At 54.1% G+C, this 23014-nt stretch carries 14 protein-coding genes and 1 pseudogene; 11 read left to right on the top strand and 4 right to left on the bottom strand.

Annotation, left to right across the window (positions count from 1 at the left end; genetic code table 11):
- Positions 1–245: 245 nt before the first annotated feature.
- A complete protein-coding gene (locus tag ACPOL_RS35155) occupies positions 246–488 on the bottom strand; it encodes a hypothetical protein (protein WP_114210316.1) in 243 nt (80 codons plus the stop codon).
- A gap of 308 nt (positions 489–796) precedes the next feature.
- Between ACPOL_RS35155 and ACPOL_RS29370 the strand changes: the two genes are divergently transcribed.
- Complete coding sequence (locus tag ACPOL_RS29370) at positions 797–2584, top strand: M61 metallopeptidase family protein (protein WP_114210315.1); 1788 nt, start codon at positions 797–799, stop codon at positions 2582–2584.
- A 219-nt stretch (positions 2585–2803) separates the two neighbouring features.
- On the opposite strand, the gene ACPOL_RS29365 is transcribed toward ACPOL_RS29370, so the two are convergent.
- Together ACPOL_RS29365 and ACPOL_RS29355 are read right to left on the bottom strand one after the other, a co-directional pair.
- Positions 2804–4246, bottom strand: coding sequence for an amidohydrolase family protein (locus ACPOL_RS29365; RefSeq protein ID WP_114211135.1), 1443 nt, complete (start codon positions 4244–4246; stop codon positions 2804–2806).
- Positions 4247–5361: 1115 nt separating this feature from the next.
- Positions 5362–6462, bottom strand: a complete 1101-nt coding sequence (locus tag ACPOL_RS29355) for a Gfo/Idh/MocA family protein (RefSeq protein WP_161557640.1) — start codon at positions 6460–6462, stop codon at positions 5362–5364.
- Between the two features lie 684 nt (positions 6463–7146).
- On the opposite strand from ACPOL_RS29355, the gene ACPOL_RS29350 reads away from it, so the two are divergent.
- Together ACPOL_RS29350 and ACPOL_RS29345 are read left to right on the top strand one after the other, a co-directional pair.
- Positions 7147–7773, top strand: coding sequence for an FMN-dependent NADH-azoreductase (locus ACPOL_RS29350; protein WP_114210313.1), 627 nt, complete (start codon positions 7147–7149; stop codon positions 7771–7773).
- A gap of 526 nt (positions 7774–8299) precedes the next feature.
- Complete coding sequence (locus ACPOL_RS29345) at positions 8300–10345, top strand: S9 family peptidase (RefSeq protein ID WP_236657111.1); 2046 nt, start codon at positions 8300–8302, stop codon at positions 10343–10345.
- Positions 10346–10766: 421 nt separating this feature from the next.
- On the opposite strand, the gene ACPOL_RS29340 is transcribed toward ACPOL_RS29345, so the two are convergent.
- A complete protein-coding gene (locus ACPOL_RS29340) occupies positions 10767–12764 on the bottom strand; it encodes a M61 family metallopeptidase (protein WP_114210311.1) in 1998 nt (665 codons plus the stop codon).
- A gap of 392 nt (positions 12765–13156) precedes the next feature.
- On the opposite strand from ACPOL_RS29340, the gene ACPOL_RS35595 reads away from it, so the two are divergent.
- From ACPOL_RS35595 to ACPOL_RS29310, 8 genes and pseudogenes are all read left to right on the top strand, one after another.
- Positions 13157–13291, top strand: a complete 135-nt coding sequence (locus ACPOL_RS35595) for a hypothetical protein (RefSeq protein ID WP_275066499.1) — start codon at positions 13157–13159, stop codon at positions 13289–13291.
- A gap of 779 nt (positions 13292–14070) precedes the next feature.
- Positions 14071–15030, top strand: coding sequence for a LysR family transcriptional regulator (locus tag ACPOL_RS29335; RefSeq protein ID WP_114210310.1), 960 nt, complete (start codon positions 14071–14073; stop codon positions 15028–15030).
- Between the two features lie 827 nt (positions 15031–15857).
- Positions 15858–16673, top strand: a pseudogene (locus tag ACPOL_RS35590) (aldehyde dehydrogenase family protein); the annotation flags it as partial.
- The gene (locus ACPOL_RS35585; RefSeq protein ID WP_201759008.1) at positions 16618–17226 is read left to right on the top strand and encodes an aldehyde dehydrogenase family protein; all 609 of its coding nucleotides are present in this window, start codon (positions 16618–16620) and stop codon (positions 17224–17226) included. The pseudogene ACPOL_RS35590 and the gene ACPOL_RS35585, both read left to right, overlap by 56 nt.
- A 1025-nt stretch (positions 17227–18251) precedes the next feature.
- Positions 18252–18659 (top strand): hypothetical protein, encoded by a 408-nt coding sequence (locus ACPOL_RS29325; RefSeq protein ID WP_114210309.1) that lies wholly within the window; start codon positions 18252–18254, stop codon positions 18657–18659.
- 154 nt (positions 18660–18813) lie between these two features.
- Positions 18814–19269 (top strand): hypothetical protein, encoded by a 456-nt coding sequence (locus ACPOL_RS29320; RefSeq protein ID WP_150133176.1) that lies wholly within the window; start codon positions 18814–18816, stop codon positions 19267–19269.
- A gap of 173 nt (positions 19270–19442) precedes the next feature.
- Positions 19443–20693, top strand: coding sequence for a glycosyltransferase (locus tag ACPOL_RS29315; RefSeq protein WP_114210307.1), 1251 nt, complete (start codon positions 19443–19445; stop codon positions 20691–20693).
- A gap of 645 nt (positions 20694–21338) precedes the next feature.
- Positions 21339–22823 (top strand): amino acid permease, encoded by a 1485-nt coding sequence (locus tag ACPOL_RS29310; RefSeq protein WP_201759007.1) that lies wholly within the window; start codon positions 21339–21341, stop codon positions 22821–22823.
- Positions 22824–23014 lie beyond the last annotated feature (191 nt).

The raw sequence follows: 23014 nt of genomic DNA, 5'->3' as shown, positions 1-23014 counted from the left end.
GGTTCTTATTTAGCCGGCGCTCAGCACTAGCAATGAGGGAGATATGATGTCATCATCGGATACTGATTTAATGCCTGCCTTCACGGCCATGCACAGGTCTGTACTCGGCGACTGGGTCAAAGACAGTCCGAACTTCCCTGCGATGCTGTGGGAGAATGTCGAGATCGAGCACCCCCATGCTCCGGAGGAATTCGTACGGATGCTCGGAAGGGACACGCTCATCGGGCATCTCTGCGACACAAAAGCTAAAGCTCACTATAGAACATACGCAGGCTCAGCACGTTTAGCGTTGCGACGAACGCAGGGCCGTCATCGTCGAATTCAATCTGGCGGGCCCCTGGCTGCAAAGCGGCACTCCTTACGGACAGCAATCCTTCGCGATCATCGAGACGCAAGGCGGCCGCATCACCCTCTGTCGAGAATACTGGAACCCCCTGGCCGCCGGTATGCCCGATGCCGGATATTAGTGTCGCTTGACAATAAGCCATGAGGTGAAACGGACATTGCGGGTCAAGCAGTTGGGTTTGTCGATCACGAGTGTCGCCTTCTCGCTGCACAGTTGGGTGGCCTGCGAGGGGTGCCGACCCAGCGCCCGATCCGCATGTGCCGGTGCATAGGGAAAGCGATGTAAGCACCGAGAGCAAGGGCTTCCCTAAGCCAGGCTATGGATTTGCCGCGCAACGCGCTTGGAAGACCGAAGAGCGCTTGCTCCACAAACAGCCTCAACGGCGACAATGATCAGCTGGCGTGAGAGGCGCTTACGAGGACTGATCCTGCGTTCTACCTAGACGCTAATGTGAAGCGAGACCAGCCTTATACTGCGAGAGTGAAGTTTTTCCCCAGCAGCTTTTCCGGCCTAGCATTCTTTCTGAGGATGGGTGCGGTCGCCGTACTCCTGTTGACTTCGTGTTCCGCCCAGGATGCAAAGCAAAAAGCTCCCAACACCATTCTCCGACTAACCCTGAAACCGCAGTGGGACGCATCAGGACAGGTCGAAGGCATGCGTGTGAGTTATGAGCTTGCGGGCCGCTCAAAGCGGCGCAGTGCGCCGCTTTCTCTTCATTTCGACACGTTGCAGCCTGCCCTCCAACGTACCCAGGATCAGGTGACCGATCTCGTTGCGGAAGACGCGACCGGCCCCATAACCTTCCGTCTTCCCACTGAGCGGAGGGATGGCGATGCTCAGAATCAGGTATGGCAGACCACGCGTCCAGTGCGGGGATCGTTCCATGTGTCATACTTCGTCCCCGTTGCGGCGCCACTTACAAGCAAGCGCGGGCCTCACATAGACCTACAGGCGGCTGGGAAAGGTGTTTCCGGGGCATTTGTCAGCTTTCTCCTTGCTCCGCTCTTGCAAGGAAATTTTGAGCTGCACGTCCATTGGGATCTCCCTGCGGGCCAAACGGCAGTGTCCAGCTATGCCTTGGGAGACTTCAGCCGGCGCATTACGCTGAAAGCCTTACGAACAATGTTGTTCCTCGCCGGTCCACTTGAGACCTACCCATCTCCTCTTTCTCAAGGCGGCATCAGCTTCTATGCTCTGGGATTGCCTTTGGAGGCGCTTGCGCAAATTGCCCGTTGGGCCTCGAAGGCTTACGACGCCGAACGCACGGCATTCCATGGAGCTGCCGGCGAGCCGTTTCGTTTCCTCATCCGGTCTTATGCAGGTGGACCGATCACTAGCGGTCGTGCCGACGTGAGAACCTTCATGCTCTACATGCCTGTCGGAACGAACCCGGATCCATTGGCACTGCACAGCCTGATCGCCCATGAGATGGTTCATTCCTTGATCAAGGATCTCGATGACGCTCCGGGGGACGAGGGCGACTGGTATACGGAGGGCACAGCGGATTATTTTGCGATTGTGCTTCCCCGCAAGGCGGGACTCTTCGACTCGTGCGACTATGTCACCGTCATCAACCAAGAAGCAGCCATGTACTACACCAACTCGTTGCGGAACGTGCCCAACCAAAACCTTACGAAGATCATGTGGTCTGGAAGAAACGCATGGACGGTTCCTTATGCTCGCGGGGCGCTTTACTTTGCCGATCTTGATGCGAAGCTGAAGGAGCATCACGCACAGATCGATGTACTAGACCTAGTGAATGAGACAAGCAGGCGCATTCGCCTGGGAACTCCAGCTAACAATCAGGTCTGGAGAGAAGTTCTGGCGAGCCGCGTAGGAGAATGGGCTGTTTCGGATTGGACTTTCATGCTTCAAGGAGGGCTGATGCTTCCAGCGGGTGCCTTTGGTGATTCTGTGAAGAGTGCCCTTATAAGCACCGGGTTTTTCGAACTCGGCTTTATGAAACCGGAGCGCTTGAACACCGGTTCTGAAGTAGAGCAGGTCCAGCCCGGATCCGCTGCCGCAAGAGCGGGACTGCGCGACGGCGATACCCTCACACAGAGCTTCGATCTAAACCCCTCGTACAGGAGCTTCGGAGGTGCGATCACTCTGCATGTATTGCACGATACCGTTCCGAAATCCGTCACTTACGATCCCCACCTAGGTTTTTATCCTGGGATGCAGTGGAGTCTTTCATCGCGAGAGGGTTCGATCTCATCGTGTCGTAAACCGTCCTGATCCCATTAGTAAAATCGCGTTGTATTGTGGCCGTGATCATCCCACTAACAACATGGTTGGGAAATCGAAGTCGTCACTGTAGTCATGACCCGGAAGCTCATACGCTACTCGATCGTGTCAACGCCCCCTCTCAACTGGCTCGTCGCGATGGACGGAGCACGCATCGGAACCGGAGTGCCGACGGGCACATCGCCCTGGCCCAGATGTGCACCATGTGATTCAATACAATCCGTACGAGCCTTTTACTGAATCAAGTAAACCAGCGGAGTCAAGAACACGACCGTCCTGAACGACCCATTCGGTGTTTTCGATGTCTTCTATTTTTGCACTCGGGTCTCCACGAACGATCATGAGATCAGCATTCTTACCGACCACGACAGACCCGAGGCGATCAGCCTTACCGAGATAGATCGCCCCATTTAGTGTGGCAATTTTGACCGCCTCCAACGGAGAGAAGCCAGCATCTACCAAAAGTTCGACTTCCCGCTGATCGCCGAATCCGGGAATGATGTGACCGTCCGATGTAGGGTCAGGGCCTGCGAGCAGAAGGCCACCGGCATCGACGAAGCGGCGTTCAAACTCCTCCTCTCTCTTGAACAAAGCTTGATAGCGCTGATAGATATCACGACGGGATGTCATCTGTGCATTGCGCTCATAGAGGTAGGTCTCTCGTGCTTGTGGCGACAACATATCTAGCGCCCGCTGACGCAAGGGTGGATTACCAATGCCATCGACTTCTTCGACCGGCAATGTACTGGTAAGGGCCACATGGTGTTGAACGAGGAGCGCAATCAATGCGGTCGCTTCCGCGCTGTCGGGCGCCATTAGCTTCTGAGTGGCGGTACCAGCTGTTGCGGGGCACACATCGGGCTGCTTCCCCGGGTCCAACTGTGTGTTGACCACGAAACCGTGTTCTAGATTGTCAATTCCCATTTCCGCCGCTTCGGGGTAGGTGACGGAGCAGAGATGTCCTGTGATTTTGCGACCTCGAGCATGGGCTTCATCGATGGCAGCTTTCAACTCGGCGCGGGTAAGATTGGTGTAGGCCTTAAAGCTCGTCACCCCTTGATCAGCCCAATAGTCGATCATCTTGCGCGTCTCTTCAGGACCATGTAGCGTATGCATCTGAAGAAATCGGTTTCCTTCGCCTTGGATATACGGACCGGTGACATCGAGGTGGGGCCCGGGAATCTGGAGGGCTTCGATCGCGTCACGAAGATTGAGATCGGTATATGGCTCCATCGAACCGGTTGTCCGGGCTGTTGTCACACCGTTCGCGAGATACAGTCTCGGTGCGGAGTAGGTCATCTGTGGTAACACTGTCGGAAAAGTCGATGTATGCTCGGCGTTGTCTAACGCACGCGCGACATAGAAGAGGTGATCGTGCATGCCTATGAGACCGGGTAGCACTGTCCGTCCCGTCATGTCGAGAGCAGTCTTTCCATCTGCTTGTTCCGACGACGTTGTGTCATAGATGTCCGCAATCTTTCCGCCACGAATGGTGACCGTCTGATTTTGCTTTGCAACTCCGCCAGTGCCATCCACTACGCGAATGTGCAAGAGGCGAATCTCATCGTTTGAACCGGAGGCGTCGAACTTGATAAAACGCCGCAATTCAGGGGAGGCGGACGGTGAGCCGACACCCTGTGGCAAAGCAGGCATCCAAGGGAAAAAGCTTAGCAGTGCCACAGACGACATTCTGATACGTTTCGTTGATATCTTCATTATGCTTGTCTTGCTCCTGGGCATTGGACACGGGCCGAACCTAAAGGACGCGGCCTCTTGTTAAATGATGTCCGCGTCTAATCGACAATTGGCAGAAGATGTTCGCGGACGATACGCTCTGGGGGATAATCCATTTGCCTCCTATGTTGCAACTTGGTGCCGGCGGCCCGCTTCTTACCGTTCGCGCTTGAACCAGAAAGCGTCAGCGATCTTCGCCATTCCAGTGTTCTCGTAAAACTTTGTAGCTTCCGGCACTGAGACCAAGATTCAAGAAATCTCTGGCCCAAGAATTCTCTTTGCTTCCATTAGCAGGCCTTTGCCTAGGCCCCTGATTTGCATGGAACTACAAACGGCTAGTTCTGAAAGGTAGCAACACCGGCTCGCATCACTGATTCCCCGTGCACCGGTTGCCCGGTTCCTTCGTCCGGGCGGTCAGAAGCAGGGATGAATTTAGTAGCATCGTCGACAAGCGCTTTTCATCCGCCACTGGCCTGGACGCTCCTAAGCCGGAAGAAATCAAGAGTTTTTTGAAGTCTGAGACAGGGAGACGTGGCTCAACGGCATAATGAATTTCGGGGTCAATCATCAGCACTGGCTCCTTAGCAATCGGAATGGGGTTCTGCCATCGTGTATGTCAGCTCAGGAAGGCAGTCCTACTCGATTAGCGCTCGTCCAAGATGAATTAGAAGCGCCAAAGTCCCACCCAAGACAATCCAAGCTCCGACGGTCAGTGGCCAAAGCAGTTTTGGCCATGGGGGAAACGGATAGACGCTGCTGTACAGTGGCCAGACGAGGAGCAACGCGCCCAACAGGCTCAGGACACACTGGGCGCTATGGTGCCTGGCCAACGATTCTTTTGCCTGTGCGATATTCACCTACCGAAACGAATAGACTCGAACTGATATTCACAGCTGGATCGCTACCACCTGCAAAGCTTTCACGTACCACGAAGATCGCATCCCTTGGATCCTCAATGTCGCTCCGGCAAGTGCCTGAAATGGGTCCGCCGCGATGTACCTCCGCGATGGCACCACAGGCAGACCCGGCATCTTTCAAGCTTGCAAACTTCCGGCCGCCTTATATATCTCTTCAATCGACAGTAAATCCTTCATGCCTTCCTCGCCCGGGGTTGCTGGCTCGGTGTTTCGTAGAATGGAATTTGCAAAGTGTGTAACCTCAGTGACGAACTGGTCGGGATCGTATACAGCACCGCTGCCAGCGAGATCGCCCGACTCGGTCTTCCCCTCGTATTTGAGGATTGAGTCTCCGTAAGTGAATGCCGGCTCTACCCGAACGTGTCCTGTAGTTCCGTTGATCTGGAAATAGTTTGTACCACTCTGTCCGTAAGAACTTCCGCATTCCGCAAGGATGCCGGATGGAAACCTCAAAAGACAATTGACGGTTTCTTCCACCGAGTCAAACTTCCCAGTCTTATCTCGCGTCGCCACCAGAGTCCTGAAGTCCACTGGCTCCTCCCCGGCGAACCAACGGATTGTATTCAGTGCGTAAACCCCAAGATCAAACATTGATCCGCCACCGGCGAGTGCACGATTCAGCCGCCATTCCTGTTTATTCTTCATCCCATAAAAGCCGGCTTGGAACTGCAGAATCTCCCCAAAGGCTCCAGATCGCACCATTTCATGCAACTTCAGAAACACGGGCTCGTGATGTAAACGGTAGCCGATCATTAACTTAACACCACCGTGGCGACACGCATCAATCATACGTTTGCATTCATCGGAGGAAATAGCCATTGGCTTTTCACAGAAGACGTGCTTGCCCGCTTCAGCTGCCCTGATGGTGTATTCGCAATGCATGCTGTTCGGTAACGCCACATACACGGCATCGATATTGTGGTTGTTGCGAATATTGTCGAAGGTCTCGTAGGTGTAGATGGAACTGTCAGCCACACCGTACATTGCTGCGAACTTCTTACCCTTTTCAACCGGATGACCGGTTACCAAACCTGTCAGCTTCGCATTTTCAGACTTGCCTACCGCACGCATGAAAACCTCAGCGATGCTTCCCAAGCCAATTGGGGCGATGCCCACTCGTCGTTGGGAGGAGACGGTTTGTGAGAAACCTTTCAGAGCAAACGAAGCGGATGCGACGACGGCACTTTTGGTGAACGTTCTTCTTGTGAGGCTATGCATATTCATCTCCGATTAATGGCAACAAAGCTCAGCTCCTTTACAAGATCTCAACGTCCCGGTGATGAGCGACTGGAGTTCTGGCGAACAAAATATTCTGTTTAGACGAACGGAAGCTTCATCTTCTGCCCAGCGCTTTCTGACAATTCACTCCCATAAACAGCCAAGCGTCTAGTTTGGCGATTTCAGATCTGATTGAAAGAATGAGTCAAAGCCGATAGCGGTTCGATCCGATCTTTATTTCAAGACAATCTGACTTGAGGCTTTCAAAGGGTGGCGGTTGGTGCTCATCAATCGATTATCAAGCTATGATGTTCGATCCCCCTACAATATACCTTTCTCAGTAAGGGAGTTAGGAGAGAGGCCACCTAGAGGCTGTGGGATGCGTCCCGCCCCAAGCTGCGAGGTCGAAGACCCCCAACAGGCCGCCAAGCAGCAAATGCGCAACGTTCCTAATAGGACGTTTTTCGATATGCTGGTTGTCGATCACATTGCTCCGTGGTTACGCTCGAAAGGCAAGGACGTAGAATAGCGCCTGCGGGCCTGATAAAAAAGGCCAATGACAATACCTTTTCAGCCATTCAAATACATGTTCCCTCCGGGCGGCCAAGGTTGACGTGAAGATAATAGAGATCCTCAACCGATGATCTATCGGTTCAGACACCCTCTGTACACCAGGAGAGATTTATGTCAACTTTGCTCCACATCGATTCCAGCCCCCTCTACGGCCGGTCAGTCTCCCGCGAACTCACGGGCGCGTTTGTCGCACAGTGGAAGCTTACTCACCCGAACGGAGCGGTGATCGAGCGCGATCTCAATGCCTCAGCGATCCCCCCGATCAATGCGGAGTTTGTTGGTGCCATGTACACGCCAGATGAAGCGCGGACCCCGCGGCAGAACGAAGTGCTCTCGCTCTCGGACACCCTACTAGCAGAACTACAAGAGGCCAAAGAATATGTGGTCGGTGTACCAATGCATAACTTTGGCGTGCCTTCAGTGATGAAGCTGTGGATCGATCAGATCGCGCGCAGGGGCAAGACCTTTGCTTACGTGGATGGAAAACCTAAGGGCTTGATCGTAGGGAAGAAGGCGACCTTCATCATCGCGACGGGTGGCATGTACGATGCGCAGACACAGATGGCCTCCTTCAACTTCGTGGAGCCGTATCTGCGTTCTGTTTTTGGCTTCCTCGGACTAACCGACGCGACGTTCATCACAGCAGGCGGGACCATGGGTCTGAATTCTGGACTGGACCGCGGCGCGTTCTTAGCCCCTCATATACAGGCTGTGCAAGCGCACGTGCAGATCGCATAACAGGCTGGACCAGGGCGGTATCCCGCTTGATGTTCTAGGCAGTCGGCCCGGCAGACTACTGTTCCAGAATTTGCTAAGCGCAGCTCAATGCTGCAGTTTTCTGAGAGCCAAACATAACTGGTTAAACATTCAATGATGTCTTCTTGTCGTCCGCAGATGGATATAGGCGACAATGCGGCTTGAACGAAGCCTATCTTCGGCGGACGGATTCGCGTATGGCTGGTCCATCGCAGATGACGTTGGTCTAGGTTGTATTGCTGAGTAGTTGGATTCTTCGACCCATCTACCTCAGCGAATGCTGGAAGCATTGGAACGCCGCAAATACGCCCCCGGTATGTTAGCGCCTACCTCGACGAAGCTAAAGGGGTTCATGTACGTGTTTTACAATTCGGCTCGGAGTCTCCGGTCATGGATTGCTGTCTTTGGGCTGTTGTTTTCTATCTTTGCTTCCGCTCAAACAGACCCTATTCTGCGGCATATGACTAACCCGAGTCGTTCCTTTGGCGGTAGCAGTGTAGATCAGGCTGTGAACCGTCAGCTTGCCCGTATGGAAGACTCAGCGCCTACGCCGACCAGAGTCGCGCTTTCGCCTGACGGTGCGTTGCTTGCGTGGTCTTTGACGAAGGCTACCGGTACTACGCTTCAAGTGAACGAAATGTCGGATCCGAGGCATCAAGTTGTTGTAGCTCCAGTCTCGACTGCTGGCGTCAGATGTTCAAGTGATGTACCGATCTGGTCGCCCGATAGTGCGACCCTCGCGTTCATGGCGAGTTGTACTTCGTCCGCCGCATTCGGCGGGCTAGCCGCGCGACCGCAGCAGGAGATCTTTCTTTGGGACAAGGAAACAGGCACCGTACGACAGTTGACGCATCTGACCGGCGGCCTGAGTAATCTCGCCTGGTCCTCAGACGGCAAGAGCCTGCTCTTCCTGTTCATAGAAAATGCCACTCGCGATCCCGGTTATGGTGATCCGGCGAAACCGCTTGCAGGCGTGATTGACGAAGAGGGCCTCGAGATTTCCCGTTTGTATGAGGCGGACGCAACTACTGGCAGAGGTGATTTTCTGACTCCGGATACGATGCATGTCTATGAGTTTGGCCTGGCGTCCAACTCGCGGGAGATCGTTTTTCTGGCTGCGCCGCCTCCGGGTGAGGCAAGCTGGCCTCGGGCCAAGCTCTATGCGGCCGATAAGGCAGACGATAGTACTGCCGTCCCAACTCTGCGAACGCGGGTTCTTGTGGAAATGCAGGCAACTTCAGGTCCTCTGCATGGAATGCAGATGGCGATTCCGCGGTTGTCGCCGGATGGCAAACGGGTAGCCTTCGTTTGCGGACTGATGAGCGATCCCGTCGCGTACGGAGGCGACCTTTGTGTCGCGAACACACAGGAACGTGCGAATGGTATTGCGGCTGGGGACGCTACGGTGGGTCTTCAGGGGTCCGTTCAATATGAGCAGTGGCTTACGAACGATAAGATCAGCCTAGTCGAAAACCGAAACGGCCACACGCTGCTCGTTGAGTGGGATTTAAGTAAACACCAGCCTTCCAAAAATGGCACCCTAGATCTGGGCGAAGTCACCGTATCTGGAGGAGGCCCGAAAGGACCCGCTGGCCCGGCGATTGCTGACGTCTCTTATGCTCCTGCGCATGAGGCCATGGCCTTTCTGATGCAGGGTCACAGTGTGGCTCCTGAGATTTACATCGTCAGTAAGGGGGCGCTGAAACAGTTCACCCACCTGAACGATGGTCTACAACCTCCAACGCGCACGATCTCCGTTGAATGGGAGAACGAAGGCTTTCACGTTCAGGGTTGGCTCAGTTTTCCCGTTGACTACGACCCAAAGAAGACCTATCCGCTTTTGGTCGAGGCTCACGGCGGCCCTGAGTGGAGCATTGGCTCGCGCTGGGATGGCGATGCATGGCGCGGAATTAGTTCCTTATGGCCCGGGTTGGGATATTTTCTATTTCTTCCGAATCCGCGCGGCAGCTACGGGCAGGGAGAGGCATTCACCTTGGCCAATCGCAGGGACCTTGGATATGGTGATCTACGTGATGTTCTCAAGGGTGTCGACACGATCGAAGCAAAATACCCAATCGACAAGAGCCGGGAGGGTCTGTTGGGCTGGAGCTATGGTGGTTGCATGACCATGTTCGGTGTAACCCAAACCCAACGCTTCCATGCCGCGGTAGCGGGGGCGGGCATTGCAAACTATACCAGTTTTTACGGGGAGACCTTCTTCACAACCTTCACCCTGTCTTTGTTTGGCGGAACGCCTTACGACGACCCTGCAATTTATAGTAAGCTTTCCGCCACAAGCTTCATCAAGCAGGCGAAGACACCGACACTGGTAGTGGTGGGAGAACGGGATCAAGGTTCAACGCCAGAGCAGAGTCTCGAGTTCTGGCGCGGCTTGCGAACGGTGGGAACTCCGACGCAGCTGATGGTCTATCCAGGCGAAGGACATAACTTCAACAAGAAAGATTCTAACGATTCACTGCGGCGTTCAGCGGAATGGTTCGCGAAGTTCATGCCCGCATCTCAGGATTCCCACGAAAAAGTAGATTCGAAGTGAAGTGATTTATGGACCCATGAAACGCTTTTCATGCGAATCTGTCGCCAGCTTCTTCTATGCCGAAGAAGTTTAGCGAGTTCCTCTCTGGCCTTCATCATGGGCATGGCCGAAGCGAGCGCGGTTTATAGGTCCGACGCTGCTTAGCTAGCCCATTTACCTTGAGACCGTCTTGAGACAAGTCTCGTCCACGGGGTGATTCGAAACGGCGACCCCTTCGTCTCGCATGCGCTCACATGATCAGCAGTCACAACGTCTCAATTGGCTTCGGCGAGACAGACAATCTACAAACTGCACTATTGACAATTCTCCGAGGTTTAGAAGTGCGTCGCTTGAAGTTCCGCGCTACTAGCATACTTCACAGCTTGCTGGATGGACGAGATGTGCCCGGAGCCAGCCTCGTCTATGCTTCATAGTTCTAAACTCACTGCACGACGGTGGATGAGATAGGATCAAGGATCTCGTCAAGCAGAGGAGCGTTGTCGGGCAGGCGCTTCAAATGGGGATAGCGCATGCCACCCTTCCATATGATGGAGGCGGGGTGCTGCCATCTACCGCGTTTCACTACTAGGTCAAGCGGGCCGCTACTCTCTGCTGCGCGGATCGCGTCGACCAACACTCCAGGAGCATAGGGTTTCCCGTTAACTGAGACAATCGTTTCGCCGATTGTAAGGTTCGCATTGAAGGCCGGTCCGCCCCAATGAACTGCGTAAATGGCTCCGCTTGGACTCACTCGCATTCCAAGCGAGTATGCGAGATCGAGAGGTCCGGAAGGTGGGCTGCTACCGGGCGACTTGTCGGTGAAAACAAGTTGATAGCCAGTGCGCTCGATGCTGTGGATCAGCCTACCCTGCCCGTAATCGTCAAGATGCGAGCGAAAGAAGCTATGCCAGTCATAAGGTTGTACGGCAGTCAATGAGGCTAACATTGCATCGAATGTGTAGGTCTTTGTCACGTTGCCGGAGTCGCTGCCTCCTCCGAAGAAGCTGCGAGCAAAATCATCGAGCGATCTATTGCCGGCGCTCTCCTGGCGAATGATCGCATCGGCTTCGAGCCAGATCATCTCTCCTGAGTCGTATGGATCGAACATGTTGCGCTGCCAACTGGGCCATGATGCAGGCCTCCGGGCGAGGATGACTGCATCGTTGTTCGTATCTTCCAAAGATCGCCAATCCGCACCCGCGTCGAGGGTCATTGTGGCAGCCAGCCCAGAGAACTGCTCGTCGATATTGTCGTGACTGTAGAACCCTGCGCGAAAGCTGAGCACGTCTGCCCAATAATCGGTGAGCCCCTCGAACACCCAAAGCATCGAGTCGCGTTCTGGCGTGTTCAGGTTCGGCGTCCACATCTCCGCGGGACGGCGATACATACCATTCCAGGAGTGCACATAGCCGTGCACGATGAACGACAGGTCCGCCGCAGTCGCTGTCGAATTCGGCGACGGTTTGAGAAAGTTTGCCGGAGCTGAGTTCTCTCCGGATCGATGATGTTCGAAGTAAGTGCTTAACTCATCGGAGAGGAAGAGCATATGGTCATAATGGTCGTAGTGGTGTGAGCCGAAGAGCCTATTGGCCTGCGGCATAAGCGCGACGAAGTGCTTTGCCACCTCGGAAAGCGCCGAGAGGTTCTCCGGACTTTCCGCTGCAACGTCTAACCGAACAGGAGCCGGGGTTTCTGTAAGAACGATCTGCTTGAGGTATCGTCCGGCCATGACCGGTTGATCGATGAGCGCGTCAAGAGCAATGGTCGGGAATGTGACAGTGTTCTCGCCCGGCTGCGGAGCGGTCACGCCCCCATCGAGAGACGTCAGATAAGCCCACCCGGAAGGCAAAGTGACGGACGGATGGTAGCGAACGTCGCGAATAAAATGGCCAGCGGGATATAGGATGACCGATTGCCACTGAAGGTCGAGCATCGTCGGCGTGATGAGCACGGGACCGGTGTCAGGTCCCGTCGAGCCGAGATATTCATACTGCATTTCGAGTTGAGTGACACCGGCTGGCACATCGACGTGGAAGGCATGAACATCAACGGTGTCACGGATCCAGTGTACTCGACTGCCCTTAGCCGTGATGATTAATCCGGCCATCTTTTCAAGCGGCTCGTTCGGCGCGTGATCACCTGGTGTCCACTCTGGGAAGAGGAAGGTATGCATACCGTGGCCCACCACCGGCATGAGTTCCCGAATTCTGTAGACACGCCGCAGGACGTCCGTTGCGTCGATATGGAGTTCGACAACACCAGGATAAGGCATGTCCTTCGGGGTTTCGGTGGGTTTCGGCAACGGAATCGGCTGCGGCAGCGACGACTGCACCTGTGCAGGAAGCACCTCAGTCAAGACGGCGGTCGCCAAAAGATTCAGGATGACGACTTTCGTCCATCCCCAGAGATTTCGAGTGTGAGGACGCTGACCGATTTGCAAATTCCCTCTCCTGTACGCACCTTAGCAATGTCGATGGCCGCCCCAATCTCCCCTGAGAAAATCCAAAGAGCTAGCAGCTGTCGCCGGCAAGATAACACTACTCTCCATCAATCCATGAAAATGCTTTTTGGGGGACGTGATGTTTACTCGGTCGGCAAGAAACTAAATCCCTAAGGCCATTTGATTTTGGATCGCGATTCGAACCGTTTAAAATTCTCCTGAACCCAAAGTATAGGCAAAGCTTTTCGCATCATTGCTACCATGGCGTGATCCGTGTCACTTTTGTCCTAATTCGGAGCTCCCGCGGCTTGCGCGAAGGCATCTTATATCTATGTGTGAGGCCGCCCTCTGCAGTTTGCAAGCCGCGTCTCCGTTAGCACGGAGAAATGTAAGTGAAACTTAACCGCAACGATTGCATTACCAACGTGCTGAAGGTTCTCGTGCGTCAACTCGGAGAGGAAGAAGCCGTCTCGGCTGGTCCGACTCTGAGGATGACTGATCTGACCGCGCCACACGAGGCAGCTTAGTCTTGAATATCGCTCCCAGCAAGTATGGCGGGATATCGGGTCAAGGAGAGATCTAGGGCGGGGCATTCAAACATTCAAAGTTGCGGGGCGGCTAACGCGCGCATAGTTAGACTCCGCGTACCAGAATCATCTGGGGTGTTGGCAGGACAGGCGGCACACAATCGACTGCACAATTCTCTGGCTTCAGAACCGCCTGAGGCATTCCCTAGAAGATGCAGTAGCTGAAATGAACTCGATATTGATAAAAACGCAGCGGAACTGGCTGCGATGCAGATCGCCAGCATTCAGGGTGGGTATGTCGTGGCAAGCGCCGCGGGATCTCCGATGCCGCTTCGCAGAGCGATTCGGTGAGCACTTGTTACCCTGCGCTGAATAGACAGTCTCTAGCGGAGCGGTCGTCTCCGCCCATAGAACCCGTCGCGCGCTGCAGATGTAACTTCCGTTTCGCGGATCGAGTCTCGATTTCCCGTCCGCTGTGTCCTTAAGTCCCGGCGTTCTGCCAAAGTCATCCGACGAGGCAGTTTCGGCGAACCTTATCCTCACTCCCGTGTGCAAACTACATAGTCGGCTACGAAGATCGCTCGCCGATCCGGCACTCCGCGAGATCCACCTACCCGCTTTGTATGACGAAAGTACTGCCGTAACCGACCCTGATGGCAAAACGCCGCCTATAAAACGAAAACTCCTCCCTGTCTTTGGATATGATGGCTAGTCATATCATAAGACTATAGATGACGTCGCGTCATGGACAAACTAGGACAAGTGGCCCATAATTTCATATGGCTATTCGTCTGGACCAACTCCGGAATGCCGACCTAAACCTGTTGGTTTATTTCGTGGTTCTCGTCGAAGAAAGGAGTGTCTCCCGTGCCGCAAAGAGACTTCGCCTTACGCAATCCGCGCTCAGCAGAGTCCTCCAACGGCTTAGGGGACTCTTTCAAGATGATCTGTTAGTCCGCGTGAACGGAATGTACCAGCCCACTCCACGCGGGCAAGACGTGCTCGAAGAATTGGCAATTGTCTTACCTCATATTGAAAAGCTTATCTCTGGCCGAGCTTTCATTCCTGCTGAGGAAAGCGTCACATTTAGGATCACGGCAGCGGATAGCCTTTCCTACTTGTATGGTCCAATGTTAGCCCGCCGGCACGTCAAGACTCCGAGGCTTGTCTTTGAATTTTCCTCTTATAAGGAAGACCGATATGAAAACTTGGGAGCGAACAGCAGTGATCTTGTTTTGGATGCGGACTTTAGAGCGCTCCCATCGCATTTAGTCAAAGAGACTCTTTTTGACGACTCACTTGTTTGCGCCGTGGCAAAGGAAAGTCCCTACAGGCAAAGGATTTCATTGGTGCAATATCTGGCTGGCGAACACGTCTCGGTAGATATTCTCGATGAACGTCAACCGCTACTTGACATTGCATTAGCCAAGCTGGGCGTCACTCGCAACTGTACCTTTAGCGTACCTTATTTCGGTATGGCCCTACGCATGGTTGCGGGCTCTCCACTCATTGCGACCCTGCCTAAGAGCATGAGCGAATTACTTGTAGACCGAAGGGCCGTCCGCTTAATCAAGCCGCCAAGAGAAGTAGGTTCATTCCGTTACATCATGGTTTGGCACAAACGACAGAATGGGGACGCTCGAAGCATCTGGCTTCGCCAAACCATGAGAGAGATGACAACTGAGCTCCTCTCAACCGTCCGCAGATCGAGCATGGTAGCCCTAGAAAGTGCCAAGTAGGTGCAAAAAATTGTTGCAGCCTCGTAGTGTGCAGACGAGTGCCTCTATAGCCCTTAAGTCATACTAAAGTTAGAACACATGTCGGGTCCAACCCTCCCCACTTGACACAACAGACATTCTTTCGAGCACGAACATTAGAAAAGGAACTTGGCCTCAGTGGCGAATTTCATTTCGATCTGCAATGCATTATTAGTCGAGCTTATTGAACGGCGCGTTAGCAAGGTCCCTCTATGCTTTCAGCATCAACGGTAGCGCCGAGAATGCCGCCATCAAACGGCTACCAATACCAAAGTGGTTCCGATACTCCATTGTCACGCCACACAGCGCACAGAGCGTCCCAGCACCGCCTTTCGTTATTGTCGCGGCGGCCAATTCAGAGAACACTCGAGCCATCGTGCATGACCGGCAATTACTACGAGTCATAGGCGGGTGGCACGCTTTACATGATCCGGAGAGCCTTGTGGGGGCATCGTATTGTCCAGGATGAGAGATGCGCAGCGCGAGAGATCACGGTGAATTTCTAACGGTCTCAATTGATATAGCTGCAAAGAGAACTAACAGCTTGCGCAACTTCGCGAGTGGAATGTGAATTCTCTGCGCAACTGGACCGTAGGGCCGAAGAAGTAATACCGGCGGTCGAAAGTTCTTTGGATCGCTCCTTCTGCGCTCGCAAGTGCTGCTAGTCATTAGCAGTCCAGACAAGAACTTATAAAACAGTCAGATGGAGGTTTTACATTGGTACTAAATCATGCAACTCGGCATTGGATCGCGGGTTAGTGGTCCAACTCAGGACACGAGAAAGATAGTTTTAACCCAGCAACAGGAAAAGCCATCGATCCTATTTCGACGCTTCTTCCGAGACTGCACAAGCGGCCATAGACGCGGCGGCAAGGGCGTTCAAAGAGTCGGATTGGCGGTTGCACCCCGTGAAGAGGGCCGCTGCGCTCAATGCACTCGCTGACGCTTTCACGAGGCGCACCAAAGACGTGATTGATTCGTTGTGTTTGGGGAATGGAAAGCTTCGTCCGGAAGCTACGTTTGAAGCAATGGCCATCCCGAGAGCTCGAAGGTTTGCCGCGGGCTTATCGACGCAGATCTTCGGCCGAGTCTCCGATCCTGTGCCGGGAAAGCAATGCATGTCAATTCGCCAAGCCGTCGGTGTTGCGGGCCTGATCATTCCGTGGAATTCTCCAAGCTATCTCTGCATCCGCGCGCTCGCACCTGCAATGGCTGCAGGATGCTCAAGCGTGATCAAGATGCCTCCCCAAGCGGCCCAAACGTCGGCTGTACTATGCGATATTCTCAGCACCGTCGACGAAATCCCCGAGGGCATCGTCAATTTCTTCATCGAGTCCGGCTCAGATGGAGCACAATTGCTTGTTTCTTCTCCTCAAGTGAGGACCATCAGCTTCACGGGAAGTGCAAACACCAGAAGAATTATCGCCAAAGCTGCGGGCGCAGAGCTAAAGCGGGTCGGATTAGAGTTAGGAGACAAGACTCCTCACCTGATTTTTGATGACGTTGACCTTGAGGCGGTCCTACCCGTAATCGTGAAGTCACCTACGGTTTTCGCTTGGCCAATTCTACATGACTGGCAGCCGTGTTCTGGTTCATCAGAGTATTGCAGACCGGGCGAAAACTGAGCTAACGAGCCGGATCAAAGCCGTGCGCCCTGGACCGGCCGCCGATGTCACCAGCGAGATGGGACCTCTGATCGATAAACAGAGTGTTCTGCGAGTTAACAAAGAAGTTGAAGAAGCGATTGCAAGTGGCGCTAAGGTCCTGTTAAGAGGAGGGCCTGCGTCCGAACCCGCCCTAAAAGATGGGGCCTTTTACTACCCGACTCTTTTGGAGGTGCATAATCCTTCGCTGTCGATCGTTCAAAACGAGGTGTTTGGCCCGGTTCAGACATTGCAAACTTTCGAAACGGAGGAAGAGGCGATCCTACTGGCAAACGACACGATGTATGGCTTGAGTGCATGCATCTGGACAAAGGATGCAGCAAGACAGATTCGGGTGTCTCGTCAGCTTGATGCTGGCCTTATCTCGATTAACAGCTGGGCAAATTTGGCTATGGAATTCGAAGAAGGCAGATTCAAGGCGAGCGGTCTCGGCAGACTCGGCGGTGTTGCCCCTTTGGAGGACTTCCTCGAATACAAGCAGATAACCCAGGACTACATTCCAACCCAACACTAAAGGCGACAGCGATCTCTCTGGAGCGGCACCAGGAGGGATCGCCTTGCGCTCCTATCACTGCCTCATGCTGATTTAACGCTTCCTGCCCAAGATGAACTTTCGGAAAAGGGATGCGGCACAGTGTGCTAGTGTAGGACCTTCGCTTCGCCAAGCTAACACTGCATGATGGAGTGAAGAGCTTCCAAAAGAAGCCGACACCTCGGTTCGGTCGCTCCGCCTACGCGCTTTGACAATTGACACCCTGCTAAGGATCTTCGCTGGCCGAAGACTTATTGAATCTGCCCCGATCTTCAAAGCTCTGTCGCTACTATGGCGTGATCCGAGTCACCTTTGTCCTCATTCGAGCGTCTCGCGCTGGCCCGGAAAGCGTCTTTATAACCATGGCTGAAGCCACGCCGGCTATTTCCAAGCGGTGTCTCGAATAAAACGGAGGAAACATCAATGAAGCGCAGCCGCAACGATCAATCACCGATGTGCTCAAAGTTCTCGTGCGTGTACTCGGAGAGCAGAAACAGTCGCGGTTGATGCCGGGTCTGACGAGTCTGTCCCTGTTCCGTCCTGCTGAGTGGAGAAGCGAGCGATGCGCAAACCGCAGTGGTTGCAGTTCCTATTGGCGTCACAGTGTCCGTCAGAAGCGGCGGACTTGACTGGTCTGGTCTCGCCACACGAGGCAGCTTGTCTTGGCTTTCACGCATGAACCATGTCGCAGGCGCGGTATCCGGACATGAAAGCATACTTGGCGGAGGCGATCAAGCGATCAAAGTTTCGGAGGCGGCAAACGTGCATAGTCTGCCTCCGGTAACCGCAATAACACGGGTATTGGCATGAAGGCCTAGCTTTTGGTGGAGGTCACAATCAATTCACCACGAAATGTGGATCAGCGTCTGACAACATCCCTGGAGTCGAAATGGTGCTAGCGGATCGGAGAATTCCTCAGATCTACCAAGAAACTGAACCTAACTTATTTTCGGGCACGGCATGCCTCAGAGCGAATACCGGCAGTCTTGCAAAGGAAGCAGTAGTCCATGGATTCTTTTCGCGTAGTTCTCACCTTGCTCTTGACGCTTCCATCTCCGAGTTCTGCTGGTGTCTGCAGCGGGATCGATCAGCAGCTTACGCCCGAGCGACAGGGACGGTATGCTTCACTCGTCGCGTCAAACATTCCAGGACAGCACTCCCCCTCTGAAGTTCGAGTTCAGCGTTATATGCACGCCGGTAACTGGACTGCCATCTTTGCCGTTCCCCATGACGGCGAACGGGGTGTCTTCTTCTTTCGCGCCACGGGTAGCAAGGAAGTATTGCGTGATGTCTGGGGAGGAGCACTGGGCCCGGACAGCGAGGACGATGCGGCCAGATGGACACAAACCTTGGGCCCTAATGTTCCCCAGTCACTGGCACGCTGTTTCGCTCACGCAGTACATACCGGCGACTGAAGGAAAAGGCCAATGGAACGACTCCGCCGGCCGGCACCAGGCACTCAAAGCAGTACAAGCCTAAGAGGTCGACCATAATGAATCGGAAACGAAAACTCTCAATGGTATCCACTCTAGCCTTAGCCGGGCTCTGTCTTTTCCAGGCGACAGCACAGTGCCACCTCGCGCACCGAGCAATCCATATCCCTGGAACGGCTCATGGGTGCTCGAGGTGAAGCGCAGTAGCCCGATCGCTGCCGAGGCCGGCGTTCCCCAACTCTATCGCTTTCATCTAGGCCCTGGCGATGGCCCTGATGTCCCGATCACCTGGGAGATCCCCGAACTCGGTGAAATCGTACAAGGGCGAACCAAAGACAGTCCCATGCCAATCGTTCGAGCAAAGCCCACGCCAGGTCTCACCTTGGCCGTCCGCAGAGAGGGCCCCACAGTCCTTCTCTACTCAGTGTTTAAGAACGGAACCCTGGAAGGCGGCGAACAATTGTTGCTGGTGGACATGGAACCGCTTGGATCGGCCTCACTTGGCCAGAGGATCGCCAGGATCCCGCCGCGCAACTCACTCATGTCCAAAAATTGCCGTCCAAAATTGCCGGCAAACCCAAAACCAACCTGAAGTTTCTCAACCAAATGAAGCTACTCAAGTCCTGCCGTATTACGGCGTACGAAGGCCGGGCGGTGGGTAGCTTCGCTCTTTTGGCGAAGAACGGAGCCCAAGGCAAAAAAGCTTCCGATCACCGCCCGTTTCCGCAGCCCATCTAAATCTTCAAAAAGAATCGAGAAAACCGCATGAAACTTGGTCTATTACACCTCTACGCTGCCGGACACCTCAACCCTTCACTTGCTCTCGCCGCGGGGCTGGTGGAGAGGGGCGTAGAAGTTGTCGATTTCAACATCTTAGATAATGCCCCGGCAATCGAAAGAGCAGGTGCTCGGTTCGTCCCATTCGGAGAAGGCGTAATGGGCCTTGGCTATCTCGCTGACGTCGCGCGCATGACAGCAACGCTTTCTGGCGAGGCGAGCCTAAAGTACTTTGGACAAAGAATGGCGTTACTCGAGCTAACGGCCTTCAACGAGCTTCCAAGCCTTATTAAGAACGAGGCCGTGGATGCATTGATCATCGATCAGCTATTTCCGGGCGGATCAACAGTCGCTGAGCATTTGGGTTTACGCTTTATCACGGTAGCAAATGCGTTGCTCATCAACGAAGAAGACGGCGTGCCGCCTCCAAGTCTCCCATGGGTATACGACTCCTCTGATGCAGCACGCGAACGCAATCGGCTCGGCTGGGATGGGACGCGGAAGATCTTTCAGCCACTATTGGATCTGACGAACAAGCAACGTGTTACGTGGAATCTAGCGCCGCACAACGACTTCTTGCAAGATGCTCAGTCCCCTTTGCTTCAACTCGCGCAGATCCCGGCGGCCTTCGATTTCCCTCGTAAGCAGTCTCCCTTGAATCTGCATTATGTCGGGCCGCTGCGCCACGAGCGCGCCCGTCAACGCATATCGTTTCCTTGGGACCGGCTCACCCCACAGCCTTTGATCTATGCGTCACTTGGTACTTTACAGAACGGAATCTCACAGATCTTCCAGGCAATCCTAGAGGCCGCAGAGGGGCTTGACGCACAGATTGTTCTGACGCTCGGCGGCGCCCAGCGGAACTCCTCGCACACTCACGTTCCGGCCAATGTGCTCGTTGTCGACTACGCTCCGCAGGAAGAACTCCTAGACCGTGCTGCTCTCTGCGTCACGCATGCAGGAATCAACACGGTGATTGACTGCCTCAGTCGTGGCATTCCGATGGTCACGATTCCGATTGCCAGCGAACAACCTGGCAACGCCGCCCGCGTCGTCTGGACGAAGACCGGCACGATGGTGCCTCTTGATCAACTTACGTCCGAACGCCTCCGCGGCGCCATGCAGAGCGTTCTAGGCGATGATTCGTATCGCAAGAACGCAAGGAGGTTCGCCGAAGAGATTGCGAGCTCCGATTCTGTTGCTGTCGCGACTGAGCTTATCGCTAATACGCTTTCCTAGCGTCCATAAGGGACGCCATGAACACCGAAAGTTCAGACTGACGCTCCTTAGACTTCAGAAGAGAGTACTCAGCAGTATCGCTGTTGGCGGCAGGCAGCTCTTGGATTCGTTTCGTAAGAAACCATGCTTGGCGGAGGATCGCGCGTGGAGTGTTTTACATCGCGAGTTGCACGATTGAAGACTATTTAGGCACCTCTGGCGGGATTCGTAGGGCATTTGACCGATCAGAGCGCTTGGTATCGCAAACCTCGCACATCAAACGTTAAGTTACTGCTAACCAAGTATCGAAGCATCGGAAGACATCATTTTCAGATGGAGTAACACAGTGTTGGGGAACAGCGTCGGTTTCAATATGCAACAAATAGAGTGCCAATCTGCTACGGCTAGGGGCTTTTCGTTTCGTGCTTTTTCGAAGGTTTTCTGCCAGAAGATCGAACTCACGCGCCGCACAATTCCAACGATTCACTAGATCTCGGAAGATATCGCCTCCCTGATAGGGTGCACCGGACTACCTCTATGGGGGGAAGGAGAGGGACACTTTCCCCGACGACTCCAGTCTGCCCTCCAGATACATTGGGTGAAATCGACTACGAAGGTCGGCTAAGCAACAGCGGTCCACGGAAGTCAGGAAGAAGAGAAATAATTGTGTGGAGAGTCAAATCTTTAGATGCGGTCAGTGAAGTCGACGAACGCAAAAGCCTGCGTCGATCTCTAGGACCGCTACAACTCACCCTTCTTGGAATCGGCTCTACGATCGGCACTGGCATTTTCGTGCTTACTGCCGAAGCTGCCCAGCAAGCTGGCCCGGGCATGTTAGTGTCGTTCATCCTTGCTGCGTTTGTTTGTGGTATCGCGACTCTTTGCTATGCCGAGATGTCTGCAATGGCTCCGGTCTCTGGAGCAGCTTATGCTTACGCCTACGTTAGTTTTGGAGAGTTCTGGGCATGGGCCGTAGGGTGGGCGCTTGTGCTCGAATATGCGATCACGGGCAGTGCGGTTGCCGTGGGTTGGTCGGGATATTTTGTTGGTTTACTTAAGGGCTCAGTGTTTCACATAGTCGTTCCGCCCTCACTCGCAAATGGGCCCTATGCGGGCGGCGTAATTAATCTGCCTGCCGTAATCATCTCGATTCTTGTGACTTTGCTGCTTGTGCGCGGCACGAAGGAAAGCGCGCGAGTCAATGCACTCTTTGTGGCCGTTAAGGTTGTGGTCTTGGCAATCTTTATCGCCTTATCACTCCCGTTGCTCCACGCTTCAAACTTCCACCCGTTTGCTCCATTGGGTGTATCGGGCATTGCGAGCGCTTCCGCATCTATCTTCTTCACATTTGTCGGGTTTGATGCCGTCGCCACTGCCGCTGAAGAGACCAGGGAGCCGCAAAGAAATATCCCGTTGGGTCTATTTGGTGCACTTTCGGTGGTCACAATAATCTATGTGCTCGTTGCGATCGGTGTGACTGGGGCTTACGGATCTCAACCTCTCTTCGGACCACATGGCGAATATTTGTCTCCGGGCTCGCTTGGACTCGGAAAAGCGTGTGAGTCGATTACAGCTTCCGGCACGAGCGGTCCGCTTGTCTGCTCGCAAGAAGCTTTGGCTTTTGTGCTTCGGCAAATCGGTTATCCCTTGTTTGCCAACCTGTTGGGGCTCGTTGCATTTCTGGCCCTTCCCTCCGTCATCCTAATGATGATCTACGGACAGACGCGGGTGTTCTTTGTGATGTCGCGCGATGGCCTACTGCCTCGCGCATTGTCGCGCGTGCATCCGCGTTGGCAGACGCCGCACATCATGACACTTGGCACAGGTACGGCGGTCACAGTTGCGGCCGCCTTCCTGCCTGTCGGACGATTGGCGGCAATCGCGAACTCAGGCACTCTCTTTGCCTTCTTCATGGTTTCCCTGGCAGTGTTGCGGCTCAGAAGGACCGATCCACAACGTGTGCGCCCATTCCGGGTCGCTGTGGTGTGGATCATCGCACCACTATCGGCTGCGGGGTGCGTCCTGCTGTTCCTCTTTTTGTCGACGGAGGCAAAGTTAGTCTTGCCGGTGTGGTCCGCTATCGGCTTGCTGATCTACATCTCCTATGGGGTTCGGAAATCACGGATGGCACGACGGCCAGAAGCAAAATGAGGGAGGACGCGCCTAACGTCTTCGACATTATCCGTGTGAAGCTCGGAATATTTTCATCGACGTCACTTGTGGTGTTCAATTTGAGGGAAAGATGATGGATGTCGATGCTCAGGATGGTGGAATGAGCCATGCGATGTCGAGTGCGGTCCGAATCATGCGGTTGAGTAATTCGTGGGACCAAATTGCTTAAG

Origin of the sequence: Acidisarcina polymorpha (genome assembly GCF_003330725.1) — a bacterium.
GTDB classification, from domain to species: domain Bacteria; phylum Acidobacteriota; class Terriglobia; order Terriglobales; family Acidobacteriaceae; genus Acidisarcina; species Acidisarcina polymorpha.
Note: the sequence above shows the minus strand (reverse complement) of the source record. Positions and strands in the feature narration are given on the sequence as shown.

What these genes read in the sequence shown, in the direction of transcription:
- ACPOL_RS29335 (WP_114210310.1), top strand. Translation starts at nt 14,071, where the DNA reads ATGGCTATTCGTCTGGACCAACTCCGGAATGCCGACCTAAACCTGTTG.
- ACPOL_RS29315 (WP_114210307.1), top strand. Translation starts at nt 19,443, where the DNA reads ATGAAACTTGGTCTATTACACCTCTACGCTGCCGGACACCTCAACCCT.
- ACPOL_RS29350 (WP_114210313.1), top strand. Translation starts at nt 7,147, where the DNA reads ATGTCAACTTTGCTCCACATCGATTCCAGCCCCCTCTACGGCCGGTCA.
- ACPOL_RS35585 (WP_201759008.1), top strand. Translation starts at nt 16,618, where the DNA reads ATGACTGGCAGCCGTGTTCTGGTTCATCAGAGTATTGCAGACCGGGCG.
- ACPOL_RS35155 (WP_114210316.1), bottom strand. Translation starts at nt 488, where the DNA reads ATGGCTTATTGTCAAGCGACACTAATATCCGGCATCGGGCATACCGGC.
- ACPOL_RS29325 (WP_114210309.1), top strand. Translation starts at nt 18,252, where the DNA reads ATGGATTCTTTTCGCGTAGTTCTCACCTTGCTCTTGACGCTTCCATCT.
- ACPOL_RS29365 (WP_114211135.1), bottom strand. Translation starts at nt 4,246, where the DNA reads ATGCCTGCTTTGCCACAGGGTGTCGGCTCACCGTCCGCCTCCCCTGAA.
- ACPOL_RS29355 (WP_161557640.1), bottom strand. Translation starts at nt 6,462, where the DNA reads ATGCATAGCCTCACAAGAAGAACGTTCACCAAAAGTGCCGTCGTCGCA.